The sequence below is a fragment of the Vibrio sp. Y42_MX_L11 genome (assembly GCF_024181785.1).
Classification (GTDB): domain Bacteria; phylum Pseudomonadota; class Gammaproteobacteria; order Enterobacterales; family Vibrionaceae; genus Vibrio; species Vibrio diabolicus.
The window spans coordinates 64,742-82,945 of sequence record NZ_JAMZAP010000015.1 but is presented as its reverse complement, the minus strand read 5'-3'; the positions used below and the strand labels follow the sequence as shown (position 1 = coordinate 82,945).

Genomic DNA, 18,204 nt, shown 5'->3' with positions numbered 1-18,204 from the left:
TCCTTACACGATGGTCATTTGACCAGCATAGAGAATGAAAGTACGCAGCATGAGTACGCCAACCAAACTCAACGTTGTGACCGCAAAAACGTAACTTCCTCTATGACGAACTTCTGAAGGCGTTAGCCAGTTTAGTGTCAACGGTGTGATCATTCCGATGAGCACCACCCCAACCCAGAACCACTGAGCCCAGAATCCACTCGAAATGGCATTCCAAGCCGCGGCTTCATTTTGCCCGCCACTAAAGATAAGCCCAGTAAAGAATGTCACTAAGACAAACAGCTCAAACAATACCACTGGTCGTTCAAATCCGTGCACCCAAGACACACTAGGGCTGCTGGTCGACTCTTTAAACACCAAGATGCCGAACATCAAACATGCTGCTGCGCCAGATGACAAACTAGAGAATAGGAATAAGATTGGCAGTACTGGATTGTTTAGCATTGGGTAAGTCTTCAATGCAGACAATAAGAAGCCGGTGTATGCCGCAAGCACGATCGCTAAAAAGCCCAAGAACAACTCAATCGCGTTGTTGGCTTTCCCTGCTTTAATCAAGATGCCATCGGCAAAATCCAACAGTTTGCTCGGTAACTTCCCTTCACAAAAGCTGATGATTTGATGGCGGAAGATAACGCCGATCCAAACAAACAGCACTAGCATGTACACTTGGAACAAGACAACGCCCATCGACATCACGGAAGTCGGGTTGTAGTAAATCATGATCTTCCAAAACTCAAGCGGTTTAGTTAAGTGGAAAATCAAAATCACTAAGCCAGAAATAATGCCAAATGGCGCTAGCCAAGCCATTGCTTTTATAATGCCATTGTTTGCGGGATCACCTTCAATCACTTTGCGTTTTAAATAGATAGAAATCATCACCGCACCTGCTGACATCCCAGCGAGGAATAAGTAAATCGCAATAATCCAATCCCAGACTAACGAGTCAAAGTGGAATGCACTTTCGAAGCCGTTCATGATGACACCTCCCCTTTGCTATGCGGAATTTTGTACAGTTTAGGTTGCGTACCTAAATGCGATTTATCGCGATAGACAACATGGCTTTCGATAGCTTTGCTCACCTCGCTATTTGGATCATTTAAATCACCAAAAATGAGAGCTTTTGTTGGGCAAGATTCCACGCAAGCTGGCTGCTTACCTTGTGCTAGGTTGGTGTCACGGCAGAAGTTACATTTATCCGCAGAGTGATCGACTGGATTAAAGAAGCGCACTTGGTAAGGGCAAGCCGCTAAGCAATAACCACATCCGACACATTTCTCTTTGTGTACATCCACAATGCCCGTCGCTTCATCTTTGTATGCTGCGCCTGTTGGGCACACATAGACACATGGTGGATTATCACAGTGCTGACAGGATTCGCGAGTAAACTGGTATTCCACATCTGGGAATTCGCCAATCGGTTCACTGCGATGAATTTTAAGTCGCGTCACGCCTTCAGGGACTTTATTTACTTCGCGACAAGCATCGGTACAAGCGGTACAGCCAATGCAGGCATTTTCATCATGAACCATACCCATGCGCTTCGCTTGTTCACTGTTGCTGGCATAAAGAGAGGAGCTAACAACGGAAGTGCCCGCAACGCCTGTAGTTAAAATCAACGCACCGCTGCTAGCTAAAAAGCTTCTTCTCGAACATTTCATGCTATCTCTCCTCTTCTTTGGCAAGTTCAGGTTCGACGGCAAATTCAGAGTGACAATCCACACACTGCTTAATCAGCTGTTTTCTGTCATAAGACAAAGCTTTGGTTTTTGCGGCATGAACATCATGACAGTTTGAACACGTGAGATTCTTGGCGTGCACATCGTGCGTCCAATGCTTTTCTCTTAACTTAAGTGGCGCGTGACAATCCACACACTGGCTATTAGCTTTGAGAATCAAGCTTGGGTCAAGGGACACTTTGTCGTGCACCGCTTTCGATTGCGCAGCAGAAAACTTAATCACATCGGGTGCGCCTTCACGGTGATCAGGGCCGATGTTGCTGTGGCAGTTAGTGCAATTGAGCTGCTTACCTTGACTCAATAACGCTTGCGAATCATGCGATAGATTCAGAGTATCTTTAGCATCCTTATGACATTGAAGACATTTATAGTCTCGGTCACGAATCAACTCGACTTGATGACGCTCAGCTTGAGCACCTTCAACTGGCTCTGAAGAAGTCGCATGGGCGGCGGTGAAAAAACCATAGATGGCAAAGATGAAGAGAAATTTCAGCATTGTCTCTATGGTCAATTTTATATTGCCCATATTTTTCTTTCCTTAGCTCGATAATAATTGATAACTGTTATCAACTATTATTTGAGCAACAATTAATTTCCTCTGAAGATATTTTTACACCTTCAAATGACATCAATTCTTATTTTGGAAAGCCACAACGCTAAACCTGTATTTATAATACCTCTATAATTCCTAAGAGGTAGAATCACATGTTCAAAAAGCGAACTTAATCACCTTATTTTTAAAATGGTTACCCCCATAACACACTGTGATTAAAGGGGATTACAACATACCACTTTAGGGGTATATGAACTTAAACATGATTAAGATCACTAGCATAAATTGATCTAAAACAAGGCCAATTTCGGTCACTATTTCATCTATTAAATTCACTATTAATATTAACGATAGATCTCCGATTCTTATTTGGAATAGCTCCTCACAACGCTGCTAATAAAAACGAATATGGAGATAACACCGTGAGCATAAAACACTGGATGAGCGCACCTATCGCGGTTGCGACCTTATTCGCCAGCCAATTATTTTTGGTTGGTGCTCCTTTGGCGGCAGAAGATACTGGTCTCATAGAGACTCGCAATGATACCTTTGAACAAAACCACCCTGACCAATATCACTCTTGGAAAGCCACATCGGAAAGCGAGCATATTGAAGATGCCTTAAGTGAAGACCCAAACATGGTGATCTTGTGGGCCGGTTATGGTTTTGCTAAAGATTACAACAAAGCGCGCGGTCACTTTTACGCGCTTGATGATGTGAGGCAAACCCTCAGAACCGGCGCACCAGCAGACGAAAACTCCGGGCCAATGCCGATGGCTTGTTGGAGTTGTAAAAGCCCAGATGTCGCCCGCGTAATTGAAGAGCGCGGTGAAGACGGCTATTTTGAAGGTAAATGGGCGCGCTTGGGCTCAGAAATCGTCAACCCTATCGGTTGTTCCGACTGTCACAATACGGGTTCTGAAGCCTTCAAGAAAGGCGAACCCGCACTGGCACTGACTCGCCCATACGTCGAGCGTGCTTTTGACACCATCGGCAAAAATTTTGACCAACAATCTCGCTTAGATAAACAAGCGTCAGTCTGCGCTCAATGTCATGTCGAGTACTACTTCACAGGTCCGACTAAAGCAGTCAAATTCCCATGGGACATGGGGACCAACGTCGCTGATATGGAAAAATACTACGACGCGTTGAACTTTAAAGATTGGACGCACGCCGTTTCTAAAGCACCAATGCTTAAGGCGCAACACCCAGGTTTCGAAACTTGGAGAGCGGGTATTCATGGCAAAAACAAAGTGGTGTGTGTGGACTGTCACATGCCTAAAGTAACCAAAGAAGACGGTACGGTATACACCGACCACAAAGTGGGTAACCCGTTTGATCGTTTTGAAGACACCTGTGCGCAATGCCATACTCAAACCAAAGAGCAACTACAAGGCATCGTTTCGACTCGCAAAGCGCAAGTACTAAACATGAAGCTAACCGCCGAGAAGCAAATCGTAGCGGCGCACTTTGAAGCAGGTGCAGCATGGGAAGCAGGAGCAACAGAAGAAGAGATGCAACCTATCCTACAAGATATTCGCCATGCACAATGGCGTTGGGACTACGCGATTGCTTCTCACGGTGTCCACATGCATGCTCCTGAGGTAGCACTTGAAGTGCTAGGTACTGCAGTTGATCGCGCTGCTGACGCCCGTACCAAATTGGTTCGTTTACTGGCAACCAAAGGCATTACTGACCCTGTTCAAATTCCAGATATCTCGACCAAAGCAAAAGCGCAACAAGCACTAGGTATGGATATGGAGAAGATGAACGCAGACAAGAAACACTTCCTAGAAACGGTGGCACCAGAATGGGATAAAGCAGCTGCTGAGCGCGAAGCAACGTACTGATCAGTATCGATTACACTAGCTTAAATGGATAAAACGAAGGGCGCACGTTGCGCCCTTTTTGTTTGATAGAAGGCAGAGGAAAACAGATTAGCGACGAGGAAGTCTCAGCCTAGGCTGAATATGTGGACGTGTTTTAGGCATCTGCACATTTGGGCGTGTAACTGGGCGCTGGATCTTCGTTTCCGGCAATGCTTTTCTTTGTTGAACCTTTTCTTTCACCGCTTTATCTTGTAAAGCCGTAGGCTCGATGCGCTCGGGGCGGTTCTCCCACTTGGTTTGAATCTCCTGCTTTTGCTCGTCAGGCAGCGATTGCCAATGATCGTCAAGCTGTCGCTTCATGTTATCGATATTGGCGGACATATCATCGTCTTTCCAATCTTCGACTTTGTCTTTGATGGATTGCTGTTGCTCTTCATCCAAGCCATTCCACCACTCTTCTAGTTTCTCTTTGTATTCATCGTCGTTGTCGCAACAACCCGGATAGTAATAAATCCAGTAGTCGTCATGATCGTACCACCAAGGGTCGTAATAACCGGAAGAGTAATAAACCGTAGATGAGGTGCCAGAATGTTCGGAAGAGCTACAACCCACTAACACGGAGCCACACAGCACCACCAATATTCCGAACGCTTTATTCTTCATTCGTTCCCACCTTTCTTCTACTACTAATTAGAGTCTACGCCTACAACAGCTCTTTAGCTTTATTGATCGAGTTAATAATTTGTACTCGATCCAAGCTTGGATCGTTCGAGTCGAGCAATAGCACCCAAGTATCAATGGCTTCCTGAAAGCGGAATGAAACAAAGTGGTCGTTGGCAATCAAAGACAAAGCCGCTTCATTGTGCGGTTCTATCTGCAAGGCTTGCTCCAAAAGCAAACTGACTTCTTGCGTCATTGATTGCTGGTGAATGTAGTATAAGGTCGTCGCTTTCGCAGCAAGTTGCGTGGCACCGACTGGCTCAGTTAGTTGGATGGCGTAATCAAAACAAATCAGCGCGCCATCCAGTTCTCCCTCTAGCAGGTAGCCCTGCCCTAACTGAAACCACAATTCGGCATTGTTTGGGTCTTCACGCAATTGGTCTTGAATTTCCTGCATGATATCGCGAGCAGTCATCATTCGAGATACTTCAGCTTGAATAGGTTGTGGAGGAGATTGACGCAACAATAAAAAGCTAGCGCTGGTTAACACTAGTACCAAAGCACAAAAACCGAACCATTGCGTCGCTCTTACTCTTGAAGCGCTGAGCGATAATACGACGACGAATAATCCCATCAAAGTGATGGCAATGAAAAACCAAACAGACATAACGCGCTCCCTAGACAAACTGAGTATTAGTGTACTGGTTTAATGCTTGTATTGCGTTGATAGAGGTACAAAAAAGCCGAGCAACTGAGGCTCGGCTTTTCACATTAGAATAGTGACGAAAGATTACTCTTCGTTACCTTCCTCTGCATCATCAGCGTCTGGCGCTTCTGGAGTATCTTGCTGCGTATTTTCGTCTGTTGACTCTAACGCTTCTGCTTCTTCACCAGCAGGCAGCTCTTCTTCATCAACTTCTTCAATACGTTGCAAACCAACAACAGATTCGTCTTCCGCAGTACGGATAAGCGTTACACCTTGCGTGTTACGACCAACCTGGCTAACTTCACCCACACGAGTACGTACTAGTGTACCAGCGTCGGTGATCATCATCATTTCATCACCTTCAACAACCTGGATAGCACCAACTACCGGGCCGTTTCGCTCAGAAACTTTGATAGAAACGACACCTTGAGTGCCACGACCTTTTGTCGGGTACTCACTCAGCGCTGTACGTTTACCGTAACCGTTTTCTGTAACTGTTAGGATGTCGCCTTCGTGCGAAGGAACGATAAGTGATACAACTTGGTCATTTTCAGCCAGTTTCATACCACGAACACCAGAGGCGGTACGACCCATAGGACGAACACCTTTAAACTTGATCTCTGGCTGACCATTCTCATCAAGAACTGGCTTACCATTTTCGTCAAGTACTGGAATTTCTTCTGCTTCTTTAAAGCGAACCACTTTACCCGCTTTAGAGAACAGCATGATTTCGTTTTCGCCGTTAGTGATATCCACACCGATTAACGAATCGTCTTCACGTAGGTTTACCGCAATCAGACCATTTGAACGAACATTTGCAAATTGGTTCAACGGCGTTTTCTTAACCGTACCGTCACCTGTTGCCATGAAGATGAATTTGTCTTCAGAGAATTCATCAACACGTAGAATCGCGGTAATGCGCTCACCTTCTTCTAGTGGAAGGATGTTCACAATTGGCTTACCACGAGCAGTGCGGCTCGCTAGAGGCAATTGGTAAACTTTCAGACGGTATGTTTTACCGCGAGTAGAGAAACACAAGATGTTATCGTGGGTATTCGCCACTAGAAGACGCTCAATGTGGTCTTCATCTTTCATCTTGGTCGCACTCTTACCTTTACCACCACGGCGCTGTGACTCGTAGTCGCTCAGTACTTGGTACTTAACGTAACCACCGTGCGACAGAGTAACCACAACGTCTTCACGCGCGATCAGCTCTTCCATGTCGATATCATGGCTCGCAGCTGTGATTTCTGTACGACGAGCGTCACCAAAGCCGTCGCGAACGGCTTCAAGTTCTTCGCGGATCACTTCCATCAAACGCTCAGTGCTTGCAAGGATATGCATGAGTTCAGCGATTTCTTCTAGAAGTGTTTTGTATTCGCCAAGAATCTTCTCGTGTTCTAGACCTGTTAGTTTGTGTAGACGAAGATCTAGGATAGCTTGTGCTTGTTGCTCAGTCAGGAAGTACTGACCATCGCGGATACCATATTGAGGCTCTAGCCACTCAGGGCGTGCTGCATCAGTACCTGCACGCTCTAGCATTGCTGAAACGTTGCCTAAATCCCAACCACGAGCAATAAGGCCCGCTTTTGCTTCAGCCGGTGTTGGCGCCTTACGGATAAGCTCAATGATTTCATCAATGTTGGCAAGCGCTAGCGCTAAACCTTCAAGGATGTGGGCACGTTCACGCGCTTTACGTAGTTCGAAAATAGTACGACGAGTCACAACTTCACGACGGTGATCAACGAAGCACTTCAACATATCTTTCAGGTTGAATAGCTGTGGTTGGCCATTGTTTAGGGCCACCATGTTGATACCGAAAGTGGTTTGCAACTGAGTCTGAGCGTATAGGTTGTTTAGAACCACTTCGCCCACAGCGTCGCGCTTACATTCAATAACAATACGCATACCGTCTTTATCTGACTCGTCGCGCAGTGCACTGATGCCTTCAACTTTCTTATCTTTAACTAGCTCAGCGATCTTTTCGATCAAGCGAGCTTTGTTTACCTGGTATGGGATCTCAGTGACGATGATGGTTTCTTTACCATTCTTCTCCACTTCGATGTCCGCTTTCGAACGCATGTAGATTTTGCCGCGACCTGTTTTGTACGCGTCTACAATGCCTTTACGACCGCTGATCAGCGCCGCCGTTGGGAAATCAGGACCAGGAATGTAATCCATTAGTTCATCAATAGTGATTTCTTCATTATTGATGTATGCAAGACAGCCATCGATCACTTCGCCAAGGTTATGAGGCGGGATGTTGGTTGCCATACCTACTGCGATACCTGAAGCACCGTTAACCAATAGGTTTGGAATTTTAGTTGGAAGAACCGCTGGGATCTGCTCAGTACCGTCGTAGTTTGGTACGTAGTCTACGGTTTCTTTGTCTAGGTCAGCCAATAGTTCATGGGCAATTTTTGCCATTCGAACTTCGGTGTAACGCATTGCCGCAGCAGAGTCGCCATCGATCGAGCCAAAGTTACCTTGACCATCGACCAGCATGTAACGAAGCGAGAACGGCTGAGCCATACGTACGATTGTGTCGTACACAGCACTATCACCGTGTGGGTGATATTTACCGATTACGTCGCCGACAACACGGGCTGATTTTTTATATGGTTTGTTCCAATCGTTGCCTAGTACGTTCATCGCGAATAAAACGCGGCGGTGTACTGGTTTTAGGCCATCACGCACATCTGGAAGAGCACGACCCACGATGACTGACATCGCATAGTCTAGATATGAACCTCTAAGCTCATCTTCAATGTTTACGGGCGTGATCTCTTTAGCTAAATCGCTCATAGAGCCATTATCCCTCTATTATCTGATCGTAATTACGATACGTGTAAGGTGCAAAAATATAACACACAATTCATCACTTCGGCATCACTTTCCCTCTCCTTTTATCAGGTTGTGAGCTTGGTTATGAATCAAATGTCGAGAATTTGCACACTCATCCCATATCTTTCTGATTAGTGGTTATATTTCGGTCAATATTGAGCAAAATCGGACTCTGTACGTATGGAACTTAGTTGAAATCGTTAATCCCAATATATCCACACAACGTCAAAAATGCCGGTTTTAGAGTATTGTCACTGGCACTAGTTCAAGGATGAACCAAAAACATGCAAGCCCTTTCAAAGTTACAGGAGCCTGTTGTTGCCGCACCAGTGAACTCTGTCATTGTCCCTTCACTAAGCACGTCGAGGTTGTTTGGTTATAAAACGTTGGGGTATACTGACGCCCTCTAAAGGACTCAGATTGAATGCAATAAAACCAATTATGACTAAAGCACAAAACGTCGACCCAAGTGAAATTAAGAAATTTGAGGACATGGCTTCTCGATGGTGGGATTTAGAAGGCGAGTTTAAGCCACTTCATCAAATTAACCCCCTTCGTTTGAACTATGTACTTGAAAAAGCAAATGGCTTGTTTGGCAAGCGCGCACTTGATGTCGGCTGTGGTGGTGGCATTCTTGCTGAAAGCATGGCGAAAGAAGGCGCTATTGTGACTGGACTTGATATGGGCAAAGAACCTTTAGAAGTCGCGCGACTACATGCATTAGAAACAGGTACTCAACTGACCTACATTCAGAGCACAATAGAAGACCACGCTATAGAAAACGCAGGGACTTACGATGTCGTGACTTGTATGGAGATGCTTGAACACGTTCCAGATCCTCTCTCCGTTATCCGCTCTTGTGCTGCGCTAGTAAAACCTGGTGGTCACGTGTTTTTCTCAACCTTGAACAGAAACATCAAGTCATACTTGTTTGCTATTGTCGGTGCAGAGAAGCTTCTTAAGATTGTTCCTGAGGGGACTCACGAGCACGAGAAGTTTATCAAGCCTGCCGAAATGATGAAGATGATAGACCAAACAGACCTAACAGAAATGGGCATTACAGGCCTGCATTACAACCCTCTTAATGACAGTTACAAACTCGGCCGTAATGTAGATGTAAACTACATCGTTCATACTAAAAAATACTGAACGCCGTTATGTTAAAAAATGCGTTTTGTGATTGACATTTTTTGTAGAAAATGAATCGAAAGCGGTAGCACAAAGTTGCCGCTTTTTTTGTCTTTTTATGCCTAAAATTCGTGCTCTAGATTCCATTTTAACCAACCTATTTTTCGTAGATAAAAACGGCCAAAGATCAAGGAAAATATTTTTGCATGCGGTTATTTCTAAACCGATCTCAAAACCGTGCTTTTAACCATTCAAGTCTGCCCTTTTCTCATCGGTTAGTGTTCACTTACTGATTTTTTTCATTTTGTCAGTTATCCACAAGTCATCCCCGATCTGTACCTTGATAAATCAGTGTAATAGCACTATCTTGTAACCCGCAAACAAATGAACCCCTATATGTTGTGTTTAAGCGACAATATATAGATAGACTTTGATCACAAAGCCGCCGCAAGCTTTACTCATATTGCACATAAACAAACAAAAATACGGCTTTTATCAGTTTTCTTAGGGAAATAAAGCAGAATGAACCAACAACTTACCGTCACCAAGCGTGATGGCCGTAAAGAAAGTATCGATCTGGATAAAATCCACCGCGTTATCACTTGGGCTGCAGAAGGTCTAGATAATGTTTCGGTTTCTCAAGTAGAACTTCGCGCTCACATCCAGTTTTACGACGGCATCACAACGACAGATATTCACGAGACAATCATCAAGTCTGCGGCAGACCTGATCTCTGAAGAGACTCCGGATTACCAATACCTAGCTGCTCGCCTAGCGGTATTCCATCTGCGTAAAAAAGCGTATGGCCAATACGAGCCACCAACGCTTCATGATCACGTGTCTCGCCTCGTCGATATGGGTAAGTACGATCAACATATTCTAGAAGACTACACAAAAGCAGAACTCGACGAACTTGATGCGTACATCGACCATAAACGCGACCTAAACTTCTCATACGCGGCAGTTAAGCAGCTAGAGGGCAAGTACTTCGTACAAAACCGTGTAACGGGCCAAATTTACGAAAGTGCTCAGTTCTTATATATCCTTGTAGCAGCGTGCCTATTTGCGAAATATCCAAAAGCAACGCGTCTTGATTACATCAAGCGTTTCTACGATGCGACATCGACATTTAAGATTTCTCTACCTACGCCAATTATGTCTGGCGTACGTACCCCTACTCGCCAGTTCAGCTCATGTGTTCTGATCGAGTGTGGCGACAGTCTTGATTCTATCAACGCAACAGCAAGCTCGATTGTTCGTTACGTATCTCAGCGCGCTGGTATTGGTATCAACGCTGGTCGTATCCGTGCATTAGGCTCAGAGATTCGCGGTGGTGAAGCGTTCCACACTGGCTGTATCCCGTTCTACAAATACTTCCAAACCGCAGTCAAATGTTGTTCGCAAGGTGGTGTTCGTGGTGGCGCAGCGACTGTATTCTACCCAATGTGGCACGGCGAAGCTCGCTCCCTAATGGTGCTTAAAAACAACCGTGGTGTTGAAGAGAACCGTGTTCGTCACATGGACTACGGTGTACAGCTGAACAAACTGATGTACCAACGTTTGGTTGAGGGTGGCAACATCACACTATTCTCACCTTCAGACGTACCAGGTCTATACGACGCATTCTTCGAAAACCAAGAAGAGTTTGAGCGTCTATACGTGAAGTACGAGAACGATCCTTCAATCAAGAAAGAAACGGTTAAAGCGATTGAAATGTTCACTCTGCTAATGCAAGAGCGTGCATCAACAGGTCGTATCTACATTCAGAACGTGGACCACTGTAATACTCACAGCCCATTCGATTCTGAAGTAGCGCCAGTTCGTCAATCGAACCTATGTCTAGAAATCGCACTGCCAACGAAGCCATTAACTAACGTTGAAGATGACTCGGGCGAGATCGCACTATGTACGCTTTCTGCCTTCAACCTTGGTGCTATCAAGTCTCTAGATGATTTCGAAGAGCTATCTGATCTTGTTGTTCGTGCGCTAGATGCACTGCTTGATTATCAAGATTACCCTCTACCAGCGGCATACAAATCGACGATGAACCGTCGTACGCTAGGTGTTGGTGTGATCAACTTCGCTTATTACTTAGCGAAGCATGGCGTGAAATACTCTGACGGTAGCGCAAACGGCCTGACTCACCGTACGTTCGAAGCAATGCAGTACTACCTACTAAAAGCATCGGTAGAACTGGCGAAAGAGCAAGGCAAGTGCCCTTCATTCGACGAAACGAACTACGCGAAAGGCTTACTGCCGATTGATACGTACAAGAAAGATATCGACCTAATTTGTGACGAAGCGCTGCACTACGACTGGGACAGCCTACGTAAAGAAATTATGGAGCACGGCCTACGTAACTCAACACTGACTGCGCTAATGCCTTCTGAGACCTCTTCTCAGATTTCAAACGCCACTAACGGTATTGAGCCACCACGTGGTTATGTTTCAGTAAAAGCTTCGAAAGACGGTATTCTGAAGCAAGTTGTACCTGAGTTCACTGAACTTAAAGACAACTATGAACTGCTTTGGAACATCGGTTCGAACGACGGTTACCTACATCTTGTGGGTATTATGCAGAAGTTTGTTGACCAAGCTATCTCTGCTAATACTAACTACGACCCGTCACGTTACGAGACTGGCAAGGTACCAATGAAGAAACTACTTCAAGACCTGCTAACAGCGTACAAGTTTGGTGTGAAAACGCTTTACTACCATAACACTCGTGATGGCGCAAAAGATGAACAGAAAGACGCTGTTCAACCACAAGATGACGATTGTGCTGGCGGCGGTTGTAAGATTTAATCTACCCGCACCTAACACTCCGTAAAGACAGACTATCGATAACCTCCCCTTATGGGGAGGTTTAAAAGGAATTGAGGCATTATGGCTTACAGTACTTTTAACCAAAAAAAGAATGACCAATTGAAGGAACCAATGTTCCTAGGTCAATCAGTAAACGTTGCACGCTACGACCAACAAAAATTTGAGATTTTCGAAAAGCTTATCGAGAAACAACTTTCTTTCTTCTGGCGTCCAGAAGAAGTAGACGTATCTAGCGACCGTATCGATTACAACAAACTGCCAGATCACGAGAAGCACATCTTCATCTCTAACTTGAAGTACCAAACGCTTCTAGACTCTATCCAAGGTCGTAGCCCTAACGTGGCACTGCTGCCGCTTGTATCTCTGCCGGAACTAGAGACTTGGATTGAGACTTGGTCTTTCTCTGAAACGATTCACTCTCGTTCTTACACGCACATTATTCGTAACATCGTGAACGACCCTGCTGTGGTATTTGATGATATCGTTGAGAACGAGCACATCCTGAAGCGTGCAAAAGACATCGCGCACTACTACGACGATTTGATTCAAGCGACGAATGATTACCATCGCTACGGTGAAGGTGAGCATGTCCTTAACGGTGAAACAGTTAAGGTTAGTCTGTACGACCTTAAGAAGAAACTGTACATCTGTCTGATGTCTGTGAACGCTCTAGAAGCGATTCGTTTTTACGTAAGTTTCGCATGTTCTTTCGCTTTCGCAGAACGCGAACTAATGGAAGGTAACGCGAAAATCATCAAACTGATTGCACGTGATGAAGCGCTTCACCTGAACGGTACGCAACACATGATCAACCTGCTACGTAACGGTCAGGATGATTTCACTTTCATGCAAATCGCAGAAGAAGCAAAACAAGACTGTTTTGACCTATTCAAAGAAGCGGCTGAGCAAGAAAAAGAGTGGGCAGAGTATCTATTCAAAGATGGCTCTATGATCGGTCTAAACAAAGACATCCTAAGCCAATATGTTGAATACATCACCAACATCCGTATGCAAGCAGTAGGTCTACCTGCAGCTTATCCAGAAGCAACAACCAACCCAATCCCGTGGATTAACGCTTGGTTGTCTTCAGATAACGTTCAAGTTGCACCTCAAGAAGCGGAAATTTCTTCTTACCTTGTGGGTCAAATTGACAATGAAGTTCGCGCAGACGACTTCGAAGGATTCGAGCTGTAATGGCAACACTCAAAATCAACAAACTCATCAGTATTGAATCCAACCCTTCCAATACAATTTTGGAAACAATGGAGCAAGCTGGCTTACTACCAGAATACAACTGTCGTGATGGACACTGTGGTGCTTGTCGCTGCAAGTTGGAATCTGGTGAAGTGGAGTATGTTGGTTTTGCCATGGCTTACACGCAAAGTGATGAGATATTACCTTGTATTTGTAAAGCAAAATCGGATTTGTCACTCAGTGGCGTTAACTACGCGATGAAAGAAAAGCAGCGCGCATAACGTGACTCGACGGTATAAAACGCAAAAGCCAAGGTGATTACCTTGGCTTTTTTGTATCTACGTGTTTTATCTCTCAGGCTGTTATAGGTCTCTGGTTATAAAGCACTACCTGGGAGATGCATCTCTTTAACTTTCTCTAAAAATGCATAATGTGCAAACATCGGTTTACGTTCTAGGTAGCGACGCAACAAGTCTAGTGCTGCCGTACTGATCACTTTAACTTGGTCATTACGCGGATACTTTTTCGAGAGTTTATATAATGCTCCCCACTCGCCTGACGGTGTCGATAAAGCGACGGAAAAAACACCCTCTTCAATATCGCCAGTGACGAGTGATAAATCCGTCCCACACTTCTCTCGCGTCGCTCCTGCCAGAGCAAACGTTTCCGCTAATGGGTCTCCGCTGTTGCTAATCGCTTGAGTCTGGCTTGGTAGTACCCAACCATGTCCAAGTTGCCTTTCAGCGTTTTCATCACTATTTAACCAATAAGTTAAGTATCCACCACTGCTTTTTTCGGAAACCGACACGGTTAACTCTTTATCCACCAACAGCTGGCCGACATTTTCAACCATAGGTAAATCAATACTAACGGTATTGCTTTCAAGATGCTTATTGATCATCTGTACCAACTTCAAACGCTGTTCAAGCTGGTCAGAAGGGCCAAAGAGTTTCACTTCAATAAAAGGTAAGTAAGAGCGATAACCAAGCTCATACCCTTGAGGAAGTTTTAGCTGATCAAGCTTGTCCGAGATGCCGGATTCGGAAAGGCCAAACGTATAGATTCGACTACAACATGAACCTTGCACCTCTGGAAAAGCTCTTCTCAGATCAGGCAAAATTTGCGTCTCTGCCATAAGCTTAAATTCACTTGGCACACCCGGCGTAAAATAAAAAATGGCATCATTAATCAGCATCTTGAAACCACAGGCCGTGCCTATCGGGTTATCCAGAATCTCAGCCGTTTCTGGTAGCATGGCTTGTTTTAAATTACTGTCTGGCATTGGGATGCCACGTCGAGCATACAAACTTTCTAGATGCTGCAACCACTCTTTGAAAAGCACGAGTTTACACTCAGCAGCTCTCGCTGCGGCGGCCGCACTCATATCATCGGTCGTTGGCCCTAAACCACCATTCACGATCACCACGTCATTGTTGAAGCTCAACATTAAAAACTCTTCAACCAAGCTCGACAGGCTATCACCAACCGTTGAGCGCTTTGTTAAGCCAAATCCATGTTGATAAAACAGGCTAGATAACCATGCCGCATTAGTATCAACAATATCACCGTGGAGCACTTCCTCACCGGTACTAAGCATTGCTATTTTCACAACTGACTCCTGAACATAAGCACAATCCTATTATTCGTTATAGTGCTTATTTTTCTTTTTATTTGGACGAATCTCGACGAGATATATTGGGACTAAATAAGGATCAAGTATTTAAATGGTTGATGTTTTGAGGGATAATTGCGAGCCCGATCATCACACCATCAACTCGGAGACCTTTGTGTCAAAATCATCCATGTTCAAGAAAACTCTAACTGGCCTTTGCTTGACTTCGTCAGCGCTTGCGCAAGCAAGTCAGTACGATATGACCAGTCATACGGAGTTTTCTTACACACCTGATTGCTTGTCAGGTTACTGCGAAACGACGACTCTGTACACCTTCGAGTCTCAAAATCGCGGTCTTATGTTTGAACAGAATAATGATGATTCATTAAATCTTGATGCAGGGCTTCAGCCTAAACATCTCATTATCCCTCAAGATAAAGACTGGGATTACCTCATGGGTCAAACCTACACCATTCTTGGCCTGAGTATCGCAACCGTTGGTATGATGACTTTCCTTCCAGAAAGCATCACTAAGTGGGACGAAGAAGACCGAGACATGAGTAAGCTGGGTCAAAAATGGAAAGATAATGTCTCTGACGGGCCTGTTTGGGATCGTGATGAACATGTCCTCAACTACATCATGCACCCTTATTTTGGCGGCGTTTACTACACAGCCGCGCGCCACGCTGGCTATAACGAGTTTCAGTCGTTCTTGTACTCCGCAACCATGTCAACATTCTTTTGGGAGTACGGAGTAGAGGCATTTGCAGAAGTGCCATCTTGGCAGGATATTTTTATCACGCCGTTCTTTGGTGCTGTGGTTGGCGAAATGATGCTCACTGCTGAGCAAGATATTGTAGCAAACGGCGGCGAAGTCATGGGCTCTGAAACCGTCGGTGATGTATCACTCTTCTTCCTAAACCCTGTTGGGCATATCCATTATTGGGTAACCGATGCATGGGGCGGTAGTGCAGAACTACAATTTAATTCATCACCTTGGTTTGGTAATCAAGACGTCGCAAAATTCGCAATGGACGCAGGCGCCAACTACGATAGCCAATTTTACGGTGTCGAACTAAAAGTAACATTTTAGCCTTGACTTGAGTTGATACTCAGTAGAAAAGCAGCCTTATGATGGCTGCTTTTTTGTGCCCTAAACATCGTTTTAATTATTTGCTTCACGAATTAGTGTCAAAAATTGACTTTCATCAAACATAACCCTCTCCTAGCACCTACACTAAATAAAAGGATTTATTCCAATAACTTAAGTAGCACGTTTATTCGTACTGCGTCCAAACCTTATTCCAGGAGGGGACATTATGAACACCGTATTTATTGTTAATTTTGTCGGACAAGCGTCACCCGCAACTATCAAAGAACTCGCAGCAATTACTCATGAAAATGGCGGTAAATGGCTGATAAGCAAAGTAAACTTTATCGAAGATCAAGTTGCAGGTGTCATCAAAGTAGAGCTTCCAAGAGAAAATGCCGACATCGTTAAAGAGGCGTTCTCTTCATGTCAAACTCTTGTGGTTAGGTTCGTTGACTCGGATCCTCACTCGCATCGTGAAGACACCATCTTTCAGCTTCGCTTAGATGCCAACGATAGAGCAGGTATTGTGAATGAAATTACTCACGTTCTCGATAATCAAGGCATTTCAATTCTAGATATGGATTGCCAACGCGTATTCATTGCAGGCGGCGGTGGGGTAAGCTCCAGCTTATTCAGCGCAAAAATGGCGATTAAATTGCCTAGCGAGCTAGAGATAGAGGACGTGGCTAATGAGTTAGAATCTCTGAGTGAAGACACTCGTGTAATTGTAGAAAGCTAACTGCATACCTTTAACGCTTCTCCAATGAAAAAGAGCAGCAATTCAGCTGCTCTTTGTAGTTCTAATACTCAATACGTTTTATTTCACCGACCACTGAGATAGTGAACGTTTGAAATCAGAGTAGTCAAATTCATTCAGTTTTTGAATGTCACCATTCGAGCGTTCACAGTAAACCGAAGGCATACGTAGACCGTTAAACCAGTTCAGTTTCACCATGGTGTAACCTGCACTATCTAGAATGTGAAGACGCTGTCCGATCTCGAGAGGCTGTTCGAAGTTCGCCACGCAAAACTGGTCACCAGCTAAACAAGAGCACGATCCAATCACGTATTCATGTTCACCGTTTTCAGATGCTTCAAGAATTGACGCTGGCTCGTTGTAGATAAGCGTATCCAAACGGTGAGCTTCTGTTGCTGAATCGACAATCGCCGTCTTCTTCACGTTCTCCACAATATCAACCACTGTTACAACAAGATCGGTTGTCTTAGTGATGATCGCTTCACCCGGCTCTAGATACATTTGTACGCCGTGTTTCTCTGAGAATGCTTTAAGCGCTAAACCCAACTTCTCGATGTCGTATCCCGGCCATGTGAAGAAAACGCCGCCACCCATGCTTACCCAGTCCAGCTTATCTAGGTACTCACCAAACTGCTCTGAAATAGCATCGAGTAAGCCGATAAACGCATCCACGTCTTTGTTCTCACAGTTCATGTGGAACATTACGCCATCAATACCATCAAAAATTTCCGGTTTGATGTGATCAGCCTGAACACCAAGACGAGAGAATTGACGAGCTGGGTTTGCTAAGTCTTGCCCTGCGTAGCTCACACCTGGGTTTAGTCGCAAGCCAATCGATGCTTTACCTTCGACAATATGACGATAAGCCGCTAGCTGTGACTGAGAGTTAAAGATCATCTTGTCACAGATGTCCGCCACGTCGCGAACGTCATCTTCGCTGTAACCCACACTGTATGCGTGTGTCTCACCACCGAACGTTTCGTAGCCAAGCTTCACTTCAAACGGGCCAGAGCTGGTTGTTCCGTCTAGGTAAGGCTTGATGATGTCGAATACACCCCATGTTGAGAAGCACTTCAGTGCTAATACAAGCTTCACACCAGAGATGTCTTTTAGCTGTTTTGCTTTCTCTAGGTTCTCAATCAGCTTGTCTTCATTGATCATGAAGTATGGCGTTTTTAGTTCGTTTTGTTGCATTTTGATACCTTACGTCCCTTCGCCTTAGCAAAGGCACTATAAAATCGAACAAAGCCGACGCAAGTGCATCGG

Annotated in this window: 15 protein-coding genes; 7 read left to right on the top strand and 8 right to left on the bottom strand. The window is 44.9% G+C overall.

Annotated features, from left to right (window positions below):
• Positions 1-3 precede the first annotated feature (3 nt).
• The 3 genes from nrfD to nrfB are packed head-to-tail and all read right to left on the bottom strand — an operon-like array spanning position 4 to position 2,262.
• A complete protein-coding gene (nrfD, locus tag NL643_RS15635; protein WP_006743139.1) occupies positions 4-975 on the bottom strand; it encodes a cytochrome c nitrite reductase subunit NrfD in 972 nt (323 codons plus the stop codon).
• Positions 972-1,658 (bottom strand): cytochrome c nitrite reductase Fe-S protein, encoded by a 687-nt coding sequence (gene nrfC / locus NL643_RS15630; protein WP_253644771.1) that lies wholly within the window; start codon positions 1,656-1,658, stop codon positions 972-974. The genes nrfD and nrfC overlap by 4 nt, the downstream gene beginning before the upstream one ends.
• Before the next feature lies 1 nt (position 1,659).
• Complete coding sequence (nrfB, locus tag NL643_RS15625; protein ID WP_012841633.1) at positions 1,660-2,262, bottom strand: cytochrome c nitrite reductase pentaheme subunit; 603 nt, start codon at positions 2,260-2,262, stop codon at positions 1,660-1,662.
• Between the two features lie 449 nt (positions 2,263-2,711).
• On the opposite strand from nrfB, the gene nrfA reads away from it, so the two are divergent.
• Positions 2,712-4,139 (top strand): ammonia-forming nitrite reductase cytochrome c552 subunit, encoded by a 1,428-nt coding sequence (gene nrfA / locus NL643_RS15620; protein WP_253644770.1) that lies wholly within the window; start codon positions 2,712-2,714, stop codon positions 4,137-4,139.
• 87 nt (positions 4,140-4,226) lie between these two features.
• On the opposite strand, the gene NL643_RS15615 is transcribed toward nrfA, so the two are convergent.
• The 3 genes from NL643_RS15615 to gyrA form a co-directional block, all read right to left on the bottom strand.
• Positions 4,227-4,781 carry a hypothetical protein gene (locus NL643_RS15615; protein WP_253644769.1) on the bottom strand — a complete coding sequence of 185 codons (555 nt, stop codon included), beginning with the start codon at positions 4,779-4,781 and terminating at the stop codon, positions 4,227-4,229.
• A 40-nt stretch (positions 4,782-4,821) separates the two neighbouring features.
• Positions 4,822-5,445, bottom strand: a complete 624-nt coding sequence (locus tag NL643_RS15610) for a cytochrome c (protein WP_046874487.1) — start codon at positions 5,443-5,445, stop codon at positions 4,822-4,824.
• 123 nt (positions 5,446-5,568) lie between these two features.
• Positions 5,569-8,289: a DNA topoisomerase (ATP-hydrolyzing) subunit A gene (gyrA, locus tag NL643_RS15605; RefSeq protein ID WP_053808907.1), complete on the bottom strand. Its 2,721-nt coding sequence runs from the start codon at positions 8,287-8,289 to the stop codon at positions 5,569-5,571.
• 480 nt (positions 8,290-8,769) lie between these two features.
• On the opposite strand from gyrA, the gene ubiG reads away from it, so the two are divergent.
• The 4 genes from ubiG to yfaE all read left to right on the top strand — a co-directional run bounded on the left by ubiG (position 8,770) and on the right by yfaE (position 13,757).
• A complete protein-coding gene (gene ubiG / locus NL643_RS15600; protein WP_031780424.1) occupies positions 8,770-9,477 on the top strand; it encodes a bifunctional 2-polyprenyl-6-hydroxyphenol methylase/3-demethylubiquinol 3-O-methyltransferase UbiG in 708 nt (235 codons plus the stop codon).
• Between the two features lie 501 nt (positions 9,478-9,978).
• Positions 9,979-12,261, top strand: coding sequence for a class 1a ribonucleoside-diphosphate reductase subunit alpha (gene nrdA, locus NL643_RS15595; RefSeq protein ID WP_006743144.1), 2,283 nt, complete (start codon positions 9,979-9,981; stop codon positions 12,259-12,261).
• Between the two features lie 81 nt (positions 12,262-12,342).
• On the top strand, positions 12,343-13,476 hold the full coding sequence (nrdB, locus tag NL643_RS15590) for a class Ia ribonucleoside-diphosphate reductase subunit beta (RefSeq protein ID WP_005376818.1): 1,134 nt from the start codon (positions 12,343-12,345) through the stop codon (positions 13,474-13,476).
• Positions 13,476-13,757: a class I ribonucleotide reductase maintenance protein YfaE gene (gene yfaE, locus NL643_RS15585; RefSeq protein WP_005376817.1), complete on the top strand. Its 282-nt coding sequence runs from the start codon at positions 13,476-13,478 to the stop codon at positions 13,755-13,757. The genes nrdB and yfaE overlap by 1 nt, the downstream gene beginning before the upstream one ends.
• A 95-nt stretch (positions 13,758-13,852) precedes the next feature.
• Here the strand turns inward: yfaE and NL643_RS15580 are convergent, their stop codons facing one another.
• Positions 13,853-15,085, bottom strand: a complete 1,233-nt coding sequence (locus tag NL643_RS15580) for a CinA family nicotinamide mononucleotide deamidase-related protein (RefSeq protein WP_253644768.1) — start codon at positions 15,083-15,085, stop codon at positions 13,853-13,855.
• 193 nt (positions 15,086-15,278) lie between these two features.
• On the opposite strand from NL643_RS15580, the gene NL643_RS15575 reads away from it, so the two are divergent.
• Both NL643_RS15575 and NL643_RS15570 read left to right on the top strand, forming a co-directional pair.
• The gene (locus tag NL643_RS15575; RefSeq protein WP_074191814.1) at positions 15,279-16,181 is read left to right on the top strand and encodes a DUF3943 domain-containing protein; all 903 of its coding nucleotides are present in this window, start codon (positions 15,279-15,281) and stop codon (positions 16,179-16,181) included.
• 226 nt (positions 16,182-16,407) lie between these two features.
• Complete coding sequence (locus NL643_RS15570) at positions 16,408-16,920, top strand: glycine cleavage system protein R (RefSeq protein ID WP_005394795.1); 513 nt, start codon at positions 16,408-16,410, stop codon at positions 16,918-16,920.
• Positions 16,921-16,998: 78 nt separating this feature from the next.
• On the opposite strand, the gene nspC is transcribed toward NL643_RS15570, so the two are convergent.
• Complete coding sequence (gene nspC, locus NL643_RS15565) at positions 16,999-18,132, bottom strand: carboxynorspermidine decarboxylase (RefSeq protein WP_005394797.1); 1,134 nt, start codon at positions 18,130-18,132, stop codon at positions 16,999-17,001.
• Positions 18,133-18,204 lie beyond the last annotated feature (72 nt).